This is a genomic window from Streptomyces sp. IBSBF 2435 (assembly GCF_036815005.1).
GTDB lineage: Bacteria > Actinomycetota > Actinomycetes > Streptomycetales > Streptomycetaceae > Actinacidiphila.
The window spans coordinates 1-18263 of record NZ_JAJSYW010000083.1 but is presented as its reverse complement, the minus strand read 5'-3'; the positions used below and the strand labels follow the sequence as shown (position 1 = coordinate 18263).

The 18263-nt window shown below is 72.8% G+C and carries 17 protein-coding genes and 1 riboswitch; of the genes, 12 read left to right on the top strand and 5 right to left on the bottom strand.

What is annotated here, in order from left to right; genetic code table 11:
• The first annotated feature begins 2 nt into the window (after positions 1–2).
• From V7E46_RS17920 to V7E46_RS17895, 6 genes are all read left to right on the top strand, one after another.
• Entirely contained in the window at positions 3–1337 is a 1335-nt protein-coding gene (locus tag V7E46_RS17920; RefSeq protein WP_333769338.1) for an ABC transporter substrate-binding protein, read from the top strand.
• On the top strand, positions 1337–2233 hold the full coding sequence (locus V7E46_RS17915; RefSeq protein ID WP_333769337.1) for a carbohydrate ABC transporter permease: 897 nt from the start codon (positions 1337–1339) through the stop codon (positions 2231–2233). Before V7E46_RS17920 ends, V7E46_RS17915 begins: the two co-directional genes overlap by 1 nt.
• The gene (locus V7E46_RS17910; protein ID WP_333769336.1) at positions 2230–3126 is read left to right on the top strand and encodes a carbohydrate ABC transporter permease; all 897 of its coding nucleotides are present in this window, start codon (positions 2230–2232) and stop codon (positions 3124–3126) included. Before V7E46_RS17915 ends, V7E46_RS17910 begins: the two co-directional genes overlap by 4 nt.
• Before the next feature lie 222 nt (positions 3127–3348).
• Positions 3349–4548: a glycoside hydrolase family 6 protein gene (locus tag V7E46_RS17905; RefSeq protein ID WP_333769335.1), complete on the top strand. Its 1200-nt coding sequence runs from the start codon at positions 3349–3351 to the stop codon at positions 4546–4548.
• A gap of 304 nt (positions 4549–4852) precedes the next feature.
• Positions 4853–5458, top strand: coding sequence for a hypothetical protein (locus tag V7E46_RS17900; protein WP_333769334.1), 606 nt, complete (start codon positions 4853–4855; stop codon positions 5456–5458).
• A gap of 88 nt (positions 5459–5546) precedes the next feature.
• Positions 5547–6503 (top strand): carbohydrate kinase family protein, encoded by a 957-nt coding sequence (locus V7E46_RS17895; protein WP_333769333.1) that lies wholly within the window; start codon positions 5547–5549, stop codon positions 6501–6503.
• Between the two features lie 10 nt (positions 6504–6513).
• On the opposite strand, the gene V7E46_RS17890 is transcribed toward V7E46_RS17895, so the two are convergent.
• The 4 genes from V7E46_RS17890 to V7E46_RS17875 all read right to left on the bottom strand — a co-directional run bounded on the left by V7E46_RS17890 (position 6514) and on the right by V7E46_RS17875 (position 10229).
• Positions 6514–7326 carry a DUF6227 family protein gene (locus V7E46_RS17890; protein WP_333769332.1) on the bottom strand — a complete coding sequence of 271 codons (813 nt, stop codon included), beginning with the start codon at positions 7324–7326 and terminating at the stop codon, positions 6514–6516.
• 131 nt (positions 7327–7457) lie between these two features.
• Positions 7458–8126 carry a ThuA domain-containing protein gene (locus V7E46_RS17885; RefSeq protein ID WP_333769331.1) on the bottom strand — a complete coding sequence of 223 codons (669 nt, stop codon included), beginning with the start codon at positions 8124–8126 and terminating at the stop codon, positions 7458–7460.
• 62 nt (positions 8127–8188) lie between these two features.
• Entirely contained in the window at positions 8189–9250 is a 1062-nt protein-coding gene (locus tag V7E46_RS17880; RefSeq protein WP_333769330.1) for an AraC family transcriptional regulator ligand-binding domain-containing protein, read from the bottom strand.
• Between the two features lie 322 nt (positions 9251–9572).
• Positions 9573–10229 carry a TetR family transcriptional regulator gene (locus V7E46_RS17875; protein WP_333769329.1) on the bottom strand — a complete coding sequence of 219 codons (657 nt, stop codon included), beginning with the start codon at positions 10227–10229 and terminating at the stop codon, positions 9573–9575.
• Positions 10230–10330: 101 nt separating this feature from the next.
• Here V7E46_RS17875 and V7E46_RS17870 point away from each other — a divergent pair, with 101 nt between their 5' ends.
• Entirely contained in the window at positions 10331–10483 is a 153-nt protein-coding gene (locus V7E46_RS17870) for a hypothetical protein (protein WP_333769328.1), read from the top strand.
• A gap of 119 nt (positions 10484–10602) precedes the next feature.
• A complete protein-coding gene (locus V7E46_RS17865; protein WP_333769327.1) occupies positions 10603–10884 on the top strand; it encodes a DUF4190 domain-containing protein in 282 nt (93 codons plus the stop codon).
• 11 nt (positions 10885–10895) lie between these two features.
• Here V7E46_RS17865 and V7E46_RS17860 read toward each other — a convergent pair whose 3' ends face one another.
• Positions 10896–12338: a glycine hydroxymethyltransferase gene (locus V7E46_RS17860; RefSeq protein ID WP_329181085.1), complete on the bottom strand. Its 1443-nt coding sequence runs from the start codon at positions 12336–12338 to the stop codon at positions 10896–10898.
• Between the two features lie 33 nt (positions 12339–12371).
• Positions 12372–12461: riboswitch (ZMP/ZTP riboswitch) on the bottom strand.
• A gap of 164 nt (positions 12462–12625) precedes the next feature.
• Between V7E46_RS17860 and V7E46_RS17855 the strand changes: the two genes are divergently transcribed.
• The 4 genes from V7E46_RS17855 to V7E46_RS17840 all read left to right on the top strand — a co-directional run bounded on the left by V7E46_RS17855 (position 12626) and on the right by V7E46_RS17840 (position 17949).
• Positions 12626–13681, top strand: a complete 1056-nt coding sequence (locus tag V7E46_RS17855; RefSeq protein ID WP_333769326.1) for an enoyl-CoA hydratase/isomerase family protein — start codon at positions 12626–12628, stop codon at positions 13679–13681.
• Between the two features lie 95 nt (positions 13682–13776).
• Positions 13777–14517, top strand: coding sequence for a class I SAM-dependent methyltransferase (locus tag V7E46_RS17850; protein ID WP_333769325.1), 741 nt, complete (start codon positions 13777–13779; stop codon positions 14515–14517).
• Between the two features lie 243 nt (positions 14518–14760).
• Positions 14761–15786, top strand: a complete 1026-nt coding sequence (locus tag V7E46_RS17845; protein ID WP_333769324.1) for a LacI family DNA-binding transcriptional regulator — start codon at positions 14761–14763, stop codon at positions 15784–15786.
• 246 nt (positions 15787–16032) lie between these two features.
• Positions 16033–17949 (top strand): ricin-type beta-trefoil lectin domain protein, encoded by a 1917-nt coding sequence (locus V7E46_RS17840; protein WP_443054219.1) that lies wholly within the window; start codon positions 16033–16035, stop codon positions 17947–17949.
• Positions 17950–18263 lie beyond the last annotated feature (314 nt).

Genomic DNA, 18263 nt, shown 5'->3' with positions numbered 1-18263 from the left:
CCATGAGCGTGATACCGACAGGGCGGCGCGGCGCCGCCGCCGTCGCGCTGCTGGCAGCCGGGCTGCTCGTCACCACCGCGGCCTGCGGGGGCGGCGGTTCCGGCAAGAAGTCCGACGCGTCCTCCCCCGCGGGGAGCAAGGGCAAGGTCACCCTGACGTTCTGGGACTGGGACCCGAACATCGACAAGGTGGTGGCGAAGTGGAACGCCGGCCACCCCGGCATCCAGGTCAAGCTCTCCAACCCGGCCGGCGGCGACCAGCTGGTGGCGAAGATGATCACCGCCCACGAGGCCAGGAACGGCCCCGACCTCGCCAAGGTCGAATACCAGTCGCTGCCCGCGCTGGTGTCCAAGGGCGTCGTCGCCGACATCACCGGATACACCAAGGACACCGTCGCCAAGTACGACGACGCCACCTTGAAGAGCACGGTCTTCCAGGGCAAGGTCTACGGCGTCCCGCAGGACATCGCCCCGCTGATGCTCTTCTACCGCGCGGACCTGTTCACCCGGTACGGCCTGGGCGTGCCGAAGACCTGGGACGACTTCGCGGCCGACGCGAAGGCCCTGCGGGCCAAGGCCCCCAAGGCGTATCTGACCAACTTCGACGCGGCCGACCCCGGCTGGTTCACCGGGCTCGCCCAGCAGGCCGGCGCCAACTGGTGGTCCACCAGCGGCGACACGTGGAAGGTCGACATCGCCGACGCGCCCACGAAGAGGGTGGCCGGCTACTGGCAGGGGCTCGTCGACGACGGCAGCGTCGCCAAGAACCCGTCGTTCTCCCCGCAGTGGAACAAGCAGATGAACGACGGCACCCTGCTCACCTGGATCTCCGGCGCCTGGGCGCCCGCCCAGCTCGGCGGCATCGCGCCCGCCACCAGGGGCAAATGGGCGGTCGCGGCGCTGCCGGCCTGGACCGCGGGCGACCCGGCCACCGGCATCTGGGGCGGCTCGGCGACCACCGTCACCACGGACTCCGCGCACCCCGCGGAAGCGGCCGAGTTCGCGTCCTGGCTGAACACCGACGACGCGGCGGTGACCGAGCAGGTCAAGCAGATCAACGTCTACCCGGCCGCCACCTCGGGGCGTTCACTGCCGGTGCTGCGGTCCGCGCCCGCGTTCTTCCCGAACCAGCCGGACTTCTACGCCGAGGTGAAGAAGGCCGCCCCCGCGGCCCGCAGCTTCCCGATGTGGGGCCCCGACGTCACCGTCACCTTCACCGGCTACACCGACGGTTTCAGCAAGGCCTTGCAGTCCGGCGGCTCCTTCACCGGCGCGCTCGACGCCATGCAGAGCGCGACCGTCGCCGACATGAAGAAGCTCGGATTCACGGTCGGCTGATGGCACGCAACCCCGCGGCCGCGCGCAGGACCCGCGGCTTCCCGTATCTGCTGGTCCTGCCCGCCGTGCTGCTCTTCACCGCGTTCGTGGCGGCCCCCGGCGGCTACGCGCTGCTGCTCAGCTTCCAGCGCCGCAAGGTCAACGGCGGCCTGCTCGGCGGCGGCACCCACACCGTCTTCGCGGGCCTGGCCAACTACCGTGATGTGCTGGGCGACGCGCAGCTGTGGTCGGGAGTGCTGCGGATGCTGGCGCTGGGCGCCTTCACCGTGCCCGCCACCGTCCTGCTCGCGCTGCTGTTCGCGGTGCTGCTCGACCTGGAGCGGACCCGGCTCAAGCGGATCACCCGGCTGACGATCTTCCTGCCCTACGCGGTGCCCGGGGTGATCGCCTCGCTGATGTGGGGCTTCCTCTACCTGCCCGCCACCAGCCCGATCGGCGGCGACCGGGTGGACTTCTTCGGCCAGGTCGCCGTCTACTTCTCGGTCGGCAATGTCGCGGTGTGGGGCGCGGTCGGCTTCAACATGATCGTGATCTACACCGCCCTGCGCGCGCTGCCCGCCGAACTCCACGAGTCCGCCCGCCTCGACGGCGCCTCGGAGTGGCAGATCGTGCTGCGCGTCAAGGTGCCGATGGTGCTGCCCGCGGTGGTGATGTGCGGGCTGTTCACGGTGCTCGCCGCCCTCCAGGTCTTCAACGAGCCCAACACCCTCAAGCCGCTGTCCAACGCGGTGTCGTCCACCTGGGTGCCGCTGATGAAGATCTACGACGACGCCTTCGGCAACTCCGACATCTACTCGGCCGCCGCGACCTCCGTGGTGCTGACCGCCGCGGCCCTCGCGGTGTCCTTCGTCACCGCCCGCATCATCCAGTCCCGGGTCCAGCAGGAGGCCGCATGACCGCCACGGCCGGAGCCGGCCCCCGCGACCGTACCGCCCCGGTGCCCGCGGCCCGCCGGCCGCGGCGGATCGCGGTGCTCCCCACCACCGCCCTGGTGCTCGGCGCGCTCTACTGCGTCGTGCCGACGCTGTGGATCCTCATCGCGGCCACCAAGTCCCGCACCACGCTCTTCTCCACCGACACCTACGTCCCCTCGCTCGACCTCGGCATCGTCCACAACATCCGCGACCTGTCGGACTACCAGGGCGGCATCTTCTGGCACTGGATGTTCAACAGCTTCCTCTACGCCGCCGTCGGCGGGCTGCTCGCGTCGTTCGTGTCGGCCGCGACCGGCTACGCGCTGGCGAAGTACGAATTCCGCGGGCGCGGCGCGCTGTTCAACACCATCCTCGCCGGGGTGCTGCTGCCGCAGATCGTGCTGGCGGTGCCGCAGTATCTGCTGCTGTCCAAAGCCGGCATGACGGACAGCATGACCGGGGTGCTGCTGCCGCAGCTGTTCAATCCCTACGGCATCTACCTCTGCAAGATCTACGCCCAGTCCGCCGTCCCCGACTCGCTGCTCGAAGCCGGCCGGATCGACGGGGCGGGGGAGGGGCGGCTCTTCTTCTCCGTCGGCCTGCGGCTGATGGGGCCGGGGCTCGTCACGGTCTTCCTGCTGCAGTTCATCGCGATCTGGAACAACTTCCTGCTGCCGTACGTGATGCTGACCTCCGATGACAAGTTCCCGCTCACCGTGGGTCTGTACAGCCTGCTGCGGCACGGCGCCGCCGAGGCGTCGCTGTACTCGCTGGTGATCACCGGGACACTGCTCTCCGTCCTGCCGGTGATCGCGCTGTTCCTGTCGCTGCAGCGCTTCTGGCGGATCGACCTGGTGACGGGGGCCCTCAAGTAGGGGACCGCGACTCGCGCCTGTGTCCGGCCCCGAACCTGTGCGGGCTTCATGAGTCTTCATTTCTTGAAGCCCGCACAGGGGATTGACTGCGGTCCCGTGCGAGGAGTTAATTCCTCTGCGTATGGGAGCGCTCCCATATTCATGGCGAATGTCATGGAGCACTGCTGTGGAGAGCGCTCCCCGAACGGCACCCGTGTCCGCCTCCCAAGGAGCCCACCCCCCATGACCGCACGCGTCCGCGCACGTTCCCGTACGCTCACCGTCGCCGCGGCCACCGCCGCCCTCGCTGCCCTCACGGCCGCCGTGCCCGCGCACGCCACGGCGCCCGGCCACCCCGCGGCCGCCCCCACCACGCTGTTCACCCCGCCGGCCAACGCGGACGCGAACGCCCAGATCCTCGACCTCGCGCGGCACTGGCAGTTCAAGGACGCCGCCGGGCTGCTCGCCATGACCCTGACCCCGCAGGCCGTCTGGCTGGACGGCGGCACCAGCCCCGCCGACACCCGCAAGGCCGTGGACAAGACCGCCACCGACGCCGCCCGCCGGCACGCGCTGCCGGTCTTCGCGCTCTACAACATCCCCGGCCGCGACTGCGCCCAGTACTCGGCGGGCGGCGCCGCCGACACCGCCGAATACCAGGCCTGGATCGACGCGGTGAAGGCCGGCATCGGCGACCGGCCCGCCGACGTCGTCCTCGAACCCGACTCGCTCGCCCTGGTGCCCTCCGACTGCGGCATGGACGACGCCCAGGGCACGATGACCGCCCAGCGCTACGCCCAGATCCACTACGCCGTGACCGCCCTGGAACCGCTCTCCGGCACCAAGGTCTACCTGGACGCGGGCCACAGCGGCTGGCACAGCATCAACGACATCGTGCCGCGGCTGATCGCCGGCGGCGTCGACGACGCCACCGGCTTCTACCTCAACATCTCCAACTACCGCTCCGACAGCGAGATCGCCTGGTACGGCAAGCTCGTCTCGTCCTGTCTGGCCTACGCCTCCGCCGGCGGCGCCGCGTCCGCCTGCCCCAACCAGTACTGGCCGGTGAACGACGCCCAGGCCTGGCTGGACGCCAACGTCCACACCGCGCCCTCCGCCATGAAGCACTACGTCGCCGACACCAGCCGCAACGGCCAGGGCCCCTGGGTCGCGCCGGCCGGCGTCTACACCGACGCCCAGGACTGGTGCAACCCGCCAGGACGCGGCCTCGGCGCCCGCCCGACCCTCAGCACCGGCGACCCGCTCCAGGACGCCAGGCTCTGGGTGAAGATCCCCGGCGAGTCCGACGGCCAGTGCACCCGCGGCACCGCGGGCCCCAACGACCCCGAGCGCGGCTACCAGGACCCCGCGGCGGGCAAGTGGTTCCCGCAGCAGGCACTCGAACTGGTCCACAACGCCGACCCCGCGGTCTTTCCGCACTGAACCGCCCGGCCCCGTCCGCCCTGCCGGCCCGGGGTGCGGATGGGGCCGGTGTGACAGTTTTCGCGTCCTGGGCGCCATGAGAAGCAGGACCGCGCGTCCGAGGGCGGCGCGCGGTCCGCCGACGAGCGAAAGAGGGGCCGGGCCGGCGGGCAGTCCAGCTCCCGGCCGGGCGGACGTCGAGCAGCGGCCCGGCGGGCATCCCGCACCCGGCCGGGCGGGCATCCCGCACCCGGCCCGGCAACGAAGTGACCGCGGTCCGGCGAGGCACGGCGGTCCCCGCGGCCGGTCGGGCACAGTGGGCGGCATGCTGTCAGAGGTCCCGTCGCCGAACGACCCGCATGTGCGTCACATGCGGAGGATGTTCCTCGCCGTCATCACCGGAAGCTTCCTCTTCCTCATCCCGTGGATCGCCTACCTGTCGGTCAGCCTGCCGACCCGGCGGACGGTCAGCAACTGGCGCTACGCCTGGGTCGGCTTCGACGCCGCGCTGGTCGTCGCGATCGGCATCACCGCGCTGTGCGCCTGGCGGCGCCTGCAGATCTTCGTCCCGTGGGCCGTGGCGACCGCCACCCTGCTGTGCTGCGACGCGTGGTTCGACATCGTGCTGGACTGGAACAGCAACGAGCTGACCGGGTCGATCGTGACCGCGGTCGCCGCCGAACTCCCGCTCGCCGCGCTGCTGCTGTACGCGGCCAGGAAGATGTTCCGGCTGACGGTGGCCGTCGCCTGGCGCCGGGCGGGCCGCCAGGGGCCCCTGCCGCCGCTGTCCCGGCTGTCGCTGATCGCGCTGACCGGCCACGAGGAGCCGCCGCAGGCGGCGCAGCCCGAGGGCGAGGACGGGCGGCGGCGCGGCCACGGCGAACCGCCCCGCGGCCCGGACGACCGGCGCGGCGATCACCGCGCACCATGATCCGGTGCGGCGGCCGGGCGTTTCGGTAGGATCTTGCTGCAATCTGCAGCGCGGCGCCCCGCGTTGGACCACGACGGGGAGCACGCCGATGGCCACCGCACCGACCGGCCCGGCCTACGACGTGCTGGTGGTCGGCGGCGCCGGGGTCGACACCATCGTCCTGGTGGACGAACTGGCCGTGCCGAGCGGTGACTTCCTCGGTGTCCCGCCGATCAGGGACTACGTGGCGCACACCGGGAACGGCGTGGCGCTGGGCTTCCACGCGCTCGGCCTGGCCACGAAATTCATCGACTTCCTCGGTGACGACCCGCAGGGCCGGATGATCCTGGACCGCTACGCCGCCGCCGGGCTGGACTTCAGCCATCTGCCGGCGCCGGCCGGCACCCCGCGCAGCGTCAACCTGGTCGACCGCGAAGGACGCCGCTTCTCCTTCTACGACGGCCGCCACCCGCACGGGCTGCGGTTGCCCGGCAGCTTCTACCTGCCGCTTCTCGAACGCGCCCGCCATGTGCACATATCCCGCTCACCGCACGCGGAGCCGGTCTTCGCCGACGCCCTGCGGCTCGGCCGTACGGTCTCCACCGACCTGCACGCCTGGGACGGCGAGGACCGCTCGGCGCACTCGTGGGCCTATGGCGCCGACCTGGTCTTCCTCAGCGCCGCCACCGTCGGAGAGCGCATTCCCGCGGTCATGCGGCAGATCCTGGACCAGGGCAGGGCCGCTCTGGTGGTGGCCACCGACGGGGCCGCCGGCTGCCAGGTGATGGAGCGCGGCGACAGCGGGCCACGGCACTTCCCCGCCGTCGCGCCCGAGCGCCCGGTGGTAGACAGCAACGGCGCGGGCGACGCCTTCCTCACCGCCTTCCTGCACGCCCGCTTCTCGGGCGCCGCGCTGGAGGACTGCGTGCTGGCCGGATCGGTCTCCGGTGCCCACGCCTGCGGCAGCCCCGGCACCCATGAGGAGCTGATCAGCGCCGCCGCGCTCGCCGCCGCCGTCGAGCGCGCGGGCGGCGCAGGCCCCGGCCCCGCCGCGTCCGTACGCTGACCCGCCGCCGTCAGCCGGCCTCGATCCGCCGGATCGCGGTGTCGAGCGCGGCGTCCTGCGACGCATAGACCTCGCACACCGGGTCGCCGCTCGGCGTGCGGGTGTGGTCGATCTCCCACAGGCTCACCTCGCTGCCGTCCAGCAGCAGGAACGCGTGCTCGTACAGCGACCAGGACACATGGCGGCCGGCCACCAGCGCGCTTCTGCGGGTGACGATGCTGATGCCGTGCGCGATGGCCGCGCGCAGCCGGATCCCGACCTCGCTGCCGGGTGCCCCGGCGTTGGCCGCCCGGCGCAGCAGCCGCCTGGCGTGCTCGGCGGAGTCGCCCTCGGTGTAGGCCCGCCGGAGAGCGTTCTCCGGGCGGCCCGCCGCGAGCAGCGCGTCCAGGTCCTCGGCGCCGCGCTCGGGCCGGATCACGCCGCCGCGCGGGTCGTACGGCAGCTCCTGCGGGCCGTTCGTCCCGCCGAAGGCCATATCGACCTCCCACTCGGCGAGCGCCAGCCCCTCCTGCTCGGTGAAGACCGAGCGGTGCGGCAGAGCGTCGGCGCCCGTGTCGTGCTCCAGCTCCCACACCACCCGCACGGTGCCGTCCGGAAGCAGGAAGCTGTGCCGGAAGGTCCGCCGGTTCATCCGCCGCGGCGGACCCTTGGTGTGGCGGCACGACTGGAGACCGCAGTAGTGCATCAACGCGAAGCGCACGGCGCTGAGTTCGCGTGCCGCCGCGACGCCGTTGTCCGCCCGTTCGAGCAATCCGGCCAGCTGTTCGGACGGCACACCGCCCGAGCGCTCGGGTTCTGCCGTGTCCGCGCCTTCCACGTCCATACGGTCCTCCCGGCTTCCGCCGTACTCAACCCACCCGGCGACTCAGGGTAGTAGCGCCGTCGCCGATTGCGCCCGTGAACGACGACAATTCCGGGCGTGCGGCCGGTCTTCGCGCCCCCCCGCAGGGCGGGTCACTCGTGCGCGCGCCCCGCGGACCACAGCAGCGCCCCGCTCAGGTGCGCACGGAAGTCAGGGTCGGCGTAGGCCGATTCGGAGTGCCCGAGCGCGGTGCAGAACGACCGGCCCGCACCCACCCGCCGGCACCACACCAGCGGATGGTCGGCGCCCATCGTGCCGCCCTCGTACCGCCCTTCGTCCACCGACGCCAGCACCCGAACCCCGGCGCCGCGCGGGCTCGCCCCGAAGTCGTACCACTCGTCGGTCCACTCCCACTCGCGCGGCAGGTGCGCGGTGGCCGGGTGGTCCCGGTCCTCCACCGTCACCGCGGCGGTCTGCACCGCGGGATGCCCGGTGAAACGCGCCCCGGTCAGCTCGCCGTACCACGGCCAGTCGTATTCGGCGCAGGTCGCGGCATGCACGCCGAGAAAGCCGCCGCCGCCGGTGACGTACGCCCGCAGCGCGCGCCGGGCGTCGTCGTCCAGTACCTCGCCGGTCGGGGACAGGAAGACCACGGCCGCGCAGCGGTCCGCCAACTGCCGTTCCAGTTCCCGCGGATCCTCGGTGTGCCGCACCGACAGCCCCTCGGCCGCGGCGAGTCCGGCGAGCGCGGCCACCCCCGCGCCGATCGAGTCGTGCCGGTAGCCGGCGGTCGCGGTGAACACGGCGACGTGCCCGGACATGTGCGCTTCTCCTCTGCTCAGCCGAGGTGAACGGGCCGGACGGCCGCTGCCGCCCAAGCGGCTCACTCCTCCCGCCCCGGCAGGGGTGTGCCGTCGGCGTCGAGGGTCTGCCAGCGGTGCATCGCCCGGCGCAGTGACCGCGGTTCGGCGAAGCCGAGCCGGGCGGCAGTGCGCCGGGCGGACTCCGAGCCGGTGCGGCGCAGGCCCGCCGAGCGCTCCCTGCGTACGGCGTCGAGTTCGGCGCGCCAGGTGGTGTCGGCCTCGGCGAGCCGCCGCTGCAAGGTGCGCGGGCTGACCGCGAGTCCGCGGGCGGTGCCGGCCAGCGACGGGCGGCCGTCGCCGAGCTGGGCCAGGATCGCGGCCCGCAGACCCGCCAGCGGGCCGACCGGACCCTGCCGCGGCGGCGGGCAGGCGGCGGCGCACCGCATGATGATCGCGGCGAGCGCCGGATCCGCGGTGGCCATCGGCAGCTCCAGCTCCTTGCGGTGCAGGGTGATCGTGTCGGCGGGGGCGCCGAAGTCGAGGGTGGCGGTGCCGAAGTAGTCGGTGTGGCCGGCCGTCCGCCGCGGCGCCCGGTGGGTGAAGGACACCCGGGTCGGAGAGAGCGCTCTCCCGGTGCCGTGCCGCATGTGCTCGGTGAGCACCGCGAGGACGAACTCGGCCGCCACACTCCGTACGTCGTCGTCCGGGCGCAGGATGTCGTAGCCGATGGTGACCTCGTCACCGCACTCCTCGGTGGTGATCCGGGAGTTGCTGCTCACCACATGGATGTGCGCGGCGGCGAGCGCCAGCCCCTCGCCCAGCGTGGGCGCGGTACTGATCAGGTAGTCGACCAGGTCGAACAGCCCGTGCCGGTAGCGGGCGCCGGCCAGCAGGCCCGCGTCGGGCCGCCCGGTGCGGGCCAGCACCTCGCGCCACAGCCGGAAGGTGCCGGCCGACGGGGTGCGGGCGGTGACCGGGGCGCTCAGTATGGTCGGCAGCCCCGCGGCCCGTACCAGCGACTCGGCTTCCGCGGTGTCGCGGGCGACGGCCCGGGCGATGAACCGGGGCACCACGACGCATTCGGTCAGCTCGGCGGCCCCGGCCGGCTCGGCGGCGGGCGGCGACGGCTCGGGGGACGGCATGCCAGGCACCTCGGCAAATCTGCGGTCCGCGGCGTTCTGCCGCAGGTGGGGAGCGCTCTCCCAGGCTACGCCCGGCCTGGCGCGTTCTGTCCGCGAGCTGTCGCGTTGTGTCCTCCCCTGAGGCGAACCTCCCGGGCCATGATCGGGGCAACGGTGCCTGAGGGTGCCGGGTTCGCCCGCGCAGGGGAGGTGCGGCGACACCGGGGGAGGGCGCCGGCGCGGGCGGTTCACCGTTCGCGCCGGCGAAAAGCGCTCCACCCGCGCCTATACGCGGGCAAAGCGATCAGGCCGCCCCGTCCGCGCCCCGAGGGCCGTGCGGCGCTCAGGGCCGCCCGGCCGGCCAGTGGCTGCGTCCCAGGCTGATGATCTGCATTTGCAGCCGAGCCGAGCGGGTGATCACCTCGCGGGCCGCCGGATCCCGCTGCGGCGCCTCCATGAGCGCCGCGGCCGTCATCACCATGTGGTCCACGTACAGCGCGGCCAGCACCCGCAGATCCGCCGCACTCCAGCCCGCCGACACCGGCTGCGTCGCGAGCCCGGCGGCCACCTCGTCGGTGAAGCGCCCCAGTTCCGCCGCGATCGCCTCGCGCACCGGCCGCACCCCGCCGTAACGCTCGCGGGCGATGAACCGGATGTGCGCCCGGTGCTCGTCCACGTAGGCCGCGGTGACCGCCACCGTACGGTCGATCAGCCGCTCCGCGTCCTGCCCGCCGGCCATCGCGTCCCTGATCACCGTGTGCAGGCTGCCCAGCGCCTCGCCGACCAGGGCCACGCCCAGTGCCGCCATGTCGGGGAAGTGCCGGTAGAAGGCGGTCGGCGCGACGCCTGCCGCCCGGGTGACCTCGCGCAGCCCCAGGCTGCTCAGGCTCTGCCGGTCGAGCAGCCGCAGGCCGGCATCCAGCAGCGCCTGCCGGGTCTGCTCCTTCTGGGCCTGCCGGACCCCTGGTCGGACCTGCCGGGTCCCTGGCGTGTGACTCATGTCATTCAGTAAACAACCGTTCGCCCAGTCGCGCCACTGTAGACTCGGACTCAGTGAACAAGTGTTACTCCAAATTCCAACTCCCCGGAGGTGCAGCCGATATGAGTCTCGTCATCCTCCTGCTGGGCATCGGCGTCGTGATGGGAGCCGCCGCCCACATCTCGCTCACCGCTTTCACCGTCGCGTCCGCCGCGATCGCGGCCTGGCTGCTCGCCTTCGCGGTACGCGAGGCCGCCGCCCGGCACCGCAACTGACGTCCGTCCGCGGCGCGTACGCACCTGCCGCGCCGCGTCCGGCCGCGCGGACGCAGCAGCACCTGCGTCCGCGCATCCCGAACCGCCCGCTCACCGTGAGCGCTCCAGGAGGGAACACCGTGAACACCGCAGCCCACCCGGCCGCGACCGGCACACCGGCCGCGCCCACCCGTGACGCCGACGGCATGGCCGTCGCCTCCTTCCTGCTCGGCCTGCCCGGCCTGCTGGTCCTCAACCTGGTGCTCGGTCCGGCCGCGATCGTGCTCGCCCTCACCGCGCTGGCCCGCGGCACCCGCCGCCGGGGCCGTGCGGTGCTCGGCCTCGCCCTCGGCGTGGCCGCCCTCGCGATCCAGGCCGCGCTGACCGTCGCCGGCCACGGCGTGCTCTGGTCGTTCGACTGACCCGCGGGCGGTCAGCTCAGATCGATGCCCGGGTAGAGCGGGAAGCCGGCCAGCAGGTCCGTCGCCCGCTTGGCGACCTGGTCGGCGACCGCGGAGTCCAGGACGTGGTGCGCCTTCGACAGCCCGCCCTTGGGCGCCGCCGCGGCCGTCGTCCCCGACAGCACGGTGTCGATCAGCCCGGCGATCTCGTCCATCTCCCGCACGCCGAGGCCGCGGGTGGTCAGCGCCGGGGTGCCGATCCTGATCCCCGAGGTGTACCAGGCGCCGTTCGGGTCCTGCGGCACCGAATTGCGGTTGGTGACGATGCCCGCGTCCAGCAGCGCCGCCTCGGCCTGCCGCCCGGTCAGGCCGTAGCCCGACACGTCGATCAGCACCAGGTGGTTGTCGGTGCCGCCGGTGACCAGCTTCGCGCCGCGGGTGAGCAGGCCCTCGGCCAGCGCCCGCGCGTTGTCCACGATCTGCCGCGCGTAGTCACGGAACTCCGGCCGGGACGCCTCCGCCAGCGCCACCGCCTTTGCCGCCATCACATGCGGCAGCGGTCCGCCGAGCACCATCGGGCAGCCCCGGTCCACGTGCTCGGCGAGCGAGTCGTCGCACAGCACCATGCCGCCGCGCGGGCCGCGCAGCGACTTGTGGGTGGTGGTCGTGACGATGTTCGCGTGCGGCACCGGGTCGAAGTCGCCGGTCAGCACCTTGCCGGCGACCAGCCCCGCGAAGTGGGCCATGTCGACCATCAGGGTCGCGCCCACCTCGTCGGCGATCTCCCGCATGATGCGGAAGTTCACCAGCCGGGGGTAGGCGGAGTAGCCCGCCACGATGATCAGCGGGCGGAATTCGCGGGCCGTCGCGCGCAGCGCCTCGTAGTCGAGCAGCCCGGTCTCCGGGTCGGTACCGTAGCTGCGCTGGTCGAACATCTTGCCGGAGATGTTCGGCCGGAAGCCGTGCGTGAGGTGGCCGCCGGCGTCCAGCGACATGCCCAGCATGCGCTGGTTGCCGAACTCGGACCGCAACTGCGCCCAGTCCTGCTCCGACAGGTCGTTGACCTGGCGCACCCCGGCCCTTGCCAGGCCCGGCGTCTCGACCCGCTGCGAGAGCACCGCCCAGAAGGCCACGAGGTTCGCGTCGATCCCGGAATGCGGCTGCGCGTACGCGTGCGCGGCGCCGAAGACGCTGCGGGCGTGCTCGGCCGCCAGCGCCTCGACGGTGTCGACATTGCGGCAGCCCGCGTAGAAGCGGCGGCCGACCGTGCCCTCGGCGTACTTGTCGCTGAACCAGTTGCCCATCGTCAGCAGCACGGCGGGGGAGGCGTAATTCTCGCTGGCGATCAGCTTGAGCATCTCGCGCTGGTCGGTGAGCTCCGCGGCGATGGCCTCCGCGACCCGCGGCTCGACCCCCCGGATCACTTCGAGCGCGCTGCGGAAGGCGATCGACTCTGTACTGTACGGCTCCGCCATGGTGGTCCTCCGGTCGTCGTTCGTCATCGTCAACGGGACGGCCCAGGCGCACGGCTCTGTGAGTACAGCGAGCCGCTCCCCGATGGTTGACCCCATCCCAGCGCGCCAGTCACGGCTCACGCGGAGCCTATCAATCCCCCGGGGATGCCGTCCGCCCCACCGGGTACGCCCGGTCCCCGGCCCCGCTCCGGCGGGAGGTCCGGCGGCCTGGCCTGACCGGCGGCGCGGCCCGGGTGTTTTCATGGAGCCGCGGCCCGCGAAGGGCACCGCACATCACAGGGAGCAGCATGCCCGAGACCGCCGACCCCGCCGACCCCGCCGCACCCGCCCATCCCGGCGACCAGGTCCGGACGGAGGAGCCCGTGCGGACGCATGTCACGCCCGCCGGCGCCGGCGTCGTCGAACTGGCCCGCCCGGCCGCGCTGAACGCCCTGGACCTCACGATGGTCCGCCTCATGACCCGCGCCCTCACCGCGTGGCGCGACGATCCCGCCGTACGGTCCGTGGTCGTCCGCAGCGCCTCGCCGAAGGCGTTCTGCGCGGGCGGCGACATCCTCGCGGTACGGGCGGCGGGCATGGCGGGCGACGACACCGCGGTGCGCGCCTACTTCACCGCCGAATACGGGCTCAACGCGCTGATCGCCGGCTACCCCAAGCCGTACACCGCCCTGATCGACGGGTACGCGATGGGCGGCGGTCTGGGCATCTCGGTGCACGGCTCGGCGCGGGTCGTGACCGAACGCGCGTCGCTGGCCATGCCGGAGACCGGCATCGGCTTCTTCCCCGACATCGGCGCGAGCTACTTCCTGCCGCGGCTGCCGGGTGCCTTCGGCTGGTATCTGGGGCTGACCGGAGCCCGCGTCACCGGTCGGGCCGCCGTGGCGTGCGGGCTCGGCACGCACCATGTGCCCGCGGCCGGCCTGCCCGCGCTGGAGGCCGAGTTGACCGGCGCGGGAGCCGCCGACCCCGACGCCGTACTGCGCCGCTTCGCCGCTCCGCCCGCACCGCCCGCCGGGCACGCGGACGCGGTCGCCCGGTGCTTCTCCGCGCCCGGCCTGCCGCAGGTGCGCGCGCGGCTGGCGGCCGAGGAGAGGCAACGGGAGTGGGCGGACGACACGCTCGCCCTGCTGGACGCGGCCTCGCCGGCGAGCCTGGCGATCACCGCCGGCCTGCTGCGGGCGGGCGCCGACTCGACACTGGAGGAGTGCCTGGCCCGCGAACTCGACCTGGCGTGCCGTACCGCCCGCACCGCCGACTTCCACGAGGGCGTACGCGCCGCCCTGGTCGACAAGGACCGCAAACCGGCCTGGCCGGCGCAGGCGCAGCCAGAGCGCCTCTCGTGATGTGAGACGCCAGTGTCACGATACGAACGGCGAGCGTAGCGTGACGCCGGAACTCGCCGCGACGTGGCGGGAAGTGACGACGGGAGCACCACGCCATGCCTCGGGAATGGGACGCGAAGGCCTACGACGCGCTGCCGCTGCCGCATCTGGGCTGGGGGCGGCGCACCTTGGCCAGGCTGCCGCTCAAGGGTGACGAGCGGGTGCTCGACGCGGGCTGCGGCACCGGCCGCGACACCGAGGGGCTGCTCGACCTGCTGCCGGACGGCCGGGTGGTGGCGGTGGACGGATCGGTCCGCATGCTGGACCAGTTGCGCGAGCGGCTGGCCGGCCGGCTCGACCGGGTCGAGGTCGTGCACGCCGACCTGACCGGGCCGCTGCCCCTCGACGGCGAGGTCGACGCGGTCTTCAGCGTCGCCGCCTTCCACTGGATCGAGGACCACGCCGCGCTCTTCTCGTCGCTGGCCGCCCGGATGCGGCCCGGCGCCCGGCTGGTCGCCGAGTGCGGCGGCCGGGGCAATATTGCGGCGGTCAACGCGGCCGTCGCCGATGTCCTCGGCGGCGCCCCCGACATGTGGGACTTCGCCGGCGCCGAGGGCACCCGGCGGCGCCTCGCGGCGGCCGGCTTCACCGGCATCGAGGTGGCGCTGCGCCCCGACCCCGCCAGATTCGAGCCGGGCGGGCAGTTCGAGGCGTATCTGGCCACCGTGATCCTCGGCGCCCACCTGGACGCGATGGCCGACGCCGACCGCGAACCGTTCGTCACGGCCGTGGCCGGCCGGCTCGCCGAGCCGGTCGCGGACTACGTACGGCTGGAGATCTCGGCGGTCCGGGCATGAACGGCGCGGGGGGGGGGGGGGGGGGGGGGGGGGGGGGGGGGGGGGGGGCGGGGGGGGGGGNCCCCCCCCCCCCCCCCCCCCCCCCCCCCCCCCCCCCCCCCCCCCCCCCCGGCGGGTGCCAGGACCCCACGGCCGTGCCGGGCGGGGTTCGGCGTTGTTAAGGTGTGCGGGCCGATCACACCCACCGCCCAGCCGAATCCGCCGTTCACGGCCCGCGGGCCGCCCTGCCGTATCGAGGCCGAATTGAGCCCCAAGAAGCGTCCCACCATCGCCGACATCGCCGAGGCCGCAGGCGTGTCCAAGGGCGCCGTGTCCTATGCGCTGAACGGCAAGGCGGGCGTCTCCGAGCAGACCAGGGCGAAGATCGTGGAGATCGCCGCGCGGATGGGCTGGCACCCCAGCAGTGCCGCCCGCGCCCTGTCCGACGGGCGCAGCGGCGCGATCGGCCTGGTCGTGGACCGGCCGGCCTGGGTGCTGGGCATCGAGCCGTTCTTCATGCAGCTGATCTCCGGCGTCGAGGCGGGCCTGGCCCCCACGGGCACCGCGCTGCTGCTCCAGGTCACCGACGACGCCAGGGCCGAGGAGGCCGCCTACCGGCGCTGGTGGGGGGAGCGCAGGGTCGACGGGGTGCTGCTGGTCGACCTGCGCGAGCAGGACCGCCGGCTCGCCCTGGTAGCGGAACTCGGCCTGCCCGCGGTCGTGATCGGCCACGCGTCGGTCACCTCGGGCGTGCCGTCGGTGTGGATCAACGACGGGGCCGCGGTGCGCGAGACCCTGGCGTATCTGGCCGCTCTGGGCCACCGCAGGATCGCCCGGGTCGCCGGCCCCGCGCACTTCGTGCACACCAGGGAGCGCGGCGAGGCCTTCGACGCGGCCACGGCCGAACTCGGCCTGGACGGTGTGCCGTGCGTCTACACCGACTACTCGGGCGAGGACGGCGCGCGGGCCACCCGGCGGCTGCTGTCCGGGTCGCTGCGGCCCACCGCGATCGTCTACGACAACGACGTGATGGCGGTGGCCGCGCTGAGCGTCACCCAGGAGATGGGTGTCGCGGTGCCCGGCCGGCTGTCGCTGGTCGCCTGGGACGACAGCGAGCTGTGCCGGCTGGTGCATCCCGCGCTGACCGCGGTCAGCCGGCGGGTGATGGAGTACGGCGAGCGGGCCGCGACGGCGCTGCTCTCGCTCATCGACGGCACCCCCGTCCCCGACATCCTCCTGCCGCCGCCCGCCTTGGTGCCGCGCGGCAGCACCGCGCCCTGCGGGGCGTAGCGCGCCTCCCGTGGCGGGCCGGGGCGCCGGCCCCGCGATGTCCGCCGAAGCGGTCGACCATCGAGTGTTACATGTTGTTTCAGCCCGGTACCCAGCGTGCGATCCCTTGACGGGCGTGATGCGCCCTAGTTAAATCACGTCGCGATATAAGTCGTGAAACAAGATGTGAAACAAGCGTGCAAACCCCCTCGCTGCACGCTTGACCATGTCAGGCCCATGCCATCGTGCCGAGAAAGGCAACGACCCATGAGCGCAGCAACCCGGCCCCACACGGGCAGATCCTCCGGATCCCGACTGCGACGCGTCATCGTCGGGACGCTCACCGCCGCGGCAGCGGCGATCACCCCCATGCTCGCCGTACCCGCGACCGCGCACGCCGCGGGCGAGAGCGTGCAGGTCTACCTCACCACCACCAACGACTCCGGCGGCCGCAACGTCGTCAAGGGACTGGAGCAGCAGGCACCGCTGTCCTTCGGTTCTGGCACCGGCGGCTCCGGCCAGAACGTGACGGTGGACGAGGGCACCACCTACCAGCAGTTCACCGGCGGCGGCGCGTCGTTCACCGACACCGCCGCCTGGCTGATGAACAGCAGCGGCGCACTGTCGGCGTCGACCCGCAACACCGTCATGCAGAAGCTGTTCGACCCGGTCAACGGGATCGGCATCGGCTTCCTGCGCAACCCGATGGGCGCCTCCGACCTGGCACGCGGCAACTACACGTACGACGACATGCCCGCGGGCCAGACCGACGCGAGCCTGGCGCACTTCTCCATCGCCCACGACCTGGCCGACGTCGTCCCGCTCACCAAGCAGGCGCGGCAGCTTAACCCGAACGTCAAGGTCATGGGCACCCCCTGGACCCCGCCGCCGTGGATGAAGGACAACGGCGCCTACAGCCAGGGCTGGCTCCAGTCGCAGTACTACGCCGCCTACGCGCAGTATTTCGTCAAGTACCTCCAGGCGTACCAGGCGCAGGGCGTCCCGGTGGACTACATCACCGTGCAGAACGAGCCCACCTGCTGCAGCGGCTATCCGTCGGCGCAGTGGAACGGCACCGGGCTGGCGTACTTCACCAAGACCAACCTGCTGCCCGCGCTGCACACCGCGGGGCTGTCCACCAAGGTCCTTGCGCTGGACTGGAACTGGGACACCTACGACAGCTACGCGGCCCCCACCGTCACCGACGCCGCCGTGCGCAACGACCCCAACTTCGGCGGGATCGCCTGGCACGGCTACGGCGGCAGCGTCGGGGAGCAGACCACCGTCCACAACCAGTACCCGGCCCTGCCGGCGTTCGACACCGAGCACTCCGGCGGCACCTGGATCGCCAACCAGCAGAAGGAGGACATGGAGAACCTGATCGACTACACCCGCAACTGGGGCCAGAGCTGGGTCAAGTGGAGCCTGGCGGTCGATCAGAACATGGGTCCGCACAACGGCGGCTGCGGCACCTGCACGGGCCTGGTCACCGTGCACAACGGTGACAGCCGCAGCGGACAGGTGGACTACACGATCGAGTACTACACGATGGGCCAGCTCACCAAGTTCGTGAAGCCCGGCGCCACCCGGATCGCCTCCACCGACAACTCCACGATCCGCAACGTCGCCTGGCGCAACCCGGACGGCTCCAAGGCGCTCATCGCGTACAACGAGTCGTCGTCCGCGCAGACCCTGCGGGTCAACTGGGGCAACGAGAACTTCTCGTACTCGCTGCCCGGCGGCGCCTCGGCGACCTTCACCTGGGCCGGCACCCCCGGCACGGGCGGGAACACCGGCGGCCACACCGGCACCATCACCGGCTACGGCGGCAAGTGCGTCGACGTCGCGAGCGGCAGCAGTGCCAACGGCACCGCCGTGCAGCTCTACGACTGCAACGGCAGCACCGCCCAGTCCTGGACCGCCTCGGGCAGCACCTTCCAGGCGCTCGGCAAGTGCCTGGACGTCGCGTCGGCCGGCACCGCCAACGGCAGTCAGGTGCAGCTCTACGACTGCAACGGCACCGGCTCGCAAGTGTGGTCCAGAGGCGCCGGCAACACCCTGGTCAATCCGCAGTCCGGCAGATGCCTGGACGCGACGGGACCGAGTTCGGCCAATGGCACCCGGCTGCAGATCTGGGACTGCACCGGCGCCTCCAACCAGCAGTGGACCGCGCCGGCCGCGTGATCCGCTGACCCCCTGAACGGCCGGTCCGCGGCCCTCTCACCGCGGTCGGCCTCGCCGAAGGAAGAGAAAGCAGGACCGCCGGTCCGCGCAGCCAGCGCGGTCCGGCGGTCCGGCATGCCCCGATCCGCCCTGATCCACCGCGGCCCCGGTCCCGTGGGGCTCCGGCAGGCGCTGCCGGCGGCCGGTCGCGCACCGAGTCGTCAACAGCTGTTTGTCAGACGTTGACCCAGGTGGCCGTGTGCGGGTGGGACGCGGCCCCCGTCGCCGCCTAACCTGGGTGGAGCGTCCGCTTCCGTTCCGGCCGCCCACCCACC

Bases quoted from the DNA above. Each gene is read 5' to 3' on its own strand.
- V7E46_RS17920 (WP_333769338.1), top strand. From the start codon at position 3: ATGAGCGTGATACCGACAGGGCGGCGCGGCGCCGCCGCCGTCGCGCTG.
- V7E46_RS17915 (WP_333769337.1), top strand. From the start codon at position 1,337: ATGGCACGCAACCCCGCGGCCGCGCGCAGGACCCGCGGCTTCCCGTAT.
- V7E46_RS17910 (WP_333769336.1), top strand. From the start codon at position 2,230: ATGACCGCCACGGCCGGAGCCGGCCCCCGCGACCGTACCGCCCCGGTG.
- V7E46_RS17905 (WP_333769335.1), top strand. From the start codon at position 3,349: ATGACCGCACGCGTCCGCGCACGTTCCCGTACGCTCACCGTCGCCGCG.
- V7E46_RS17900 (WP_333769334.1), top strand. From the start codon at position 4,853: ATGCTGTCAGAGGTCCCGTCGCCGAACGACCCGCATGTGCGTCACATG.
- V7E46_RS17895 (WP_333769333.1), top strand. From the start codon at position 5,547: ATGGCCACCGCACCGACCGGCCCGGCCTACGACGTGCTGGTGGTCGGC.
- V7E46_RS17890 (WP_333769332.1), bottom strand. From the start codon at position 7,326: ATGGACGTGGAAGGCGCGGACACGGCAGAACCCGAGCGCTCGGGCGGT.
- V7E46_RS17885 (WP_333769331.1), bottom strand. From the start codon at position 8,126: ATGTCCGGGCACGTCGCCGTGTTCACCGCGACCGCCGGCTACCGGCAC.
- V7E46_RS17880 (WP_333769330.1), bottom strand. From the start codon at position 9,250: ATGCCGTCCCCCGAGCCGTCGCCGCCCGCCGCCGAGCCGGCCGGGGCC.
- V7E46_RS17875 (WP_333769329.1), bottom strand. From the start codon at position 10,229: ATGAGTCACACGCCAGGGACCCGGCAGGTCCGACCAGGGGTCCGGCAG.
- V7E46_RS17870 (WP_333769328.1), top strand. From the start codon at position 10,331: ATGAGTCTCGTCATCCTCCTGCTGGGCATCGGCGTCGTGATGGGAGCC.
- V7E46_RS17860 (WP_329181085.1), bottom strand. From the start codon at position 12,338: ATGGCGGAGCCGTACAGTACAGAGTCGATCGCCTTCCGCAGCGCGCTC.
- V7E46_RS17855 (WP_333769326.1), top strand. From the start codon at position 12,626: ATGCCCGAGACCGCCGACCCCGCCGACCCCGCCGCACCCGCCCATCCC.
- V7E46_RS17850 (WP_333769325.1), top strand. From the start codon at position 13,777: ATGCCTCGGGAATGGGACGCGAAGGCCTACGACGCGCTGCCGCTGCCG.
- V7E46_RS17840 (WP_443054219.1), top strand. From the start codon at position 16,033: ATGAGCGCAGCAACCCGGCCCCACACGGGCAGATCCTCCGGATCCCGA.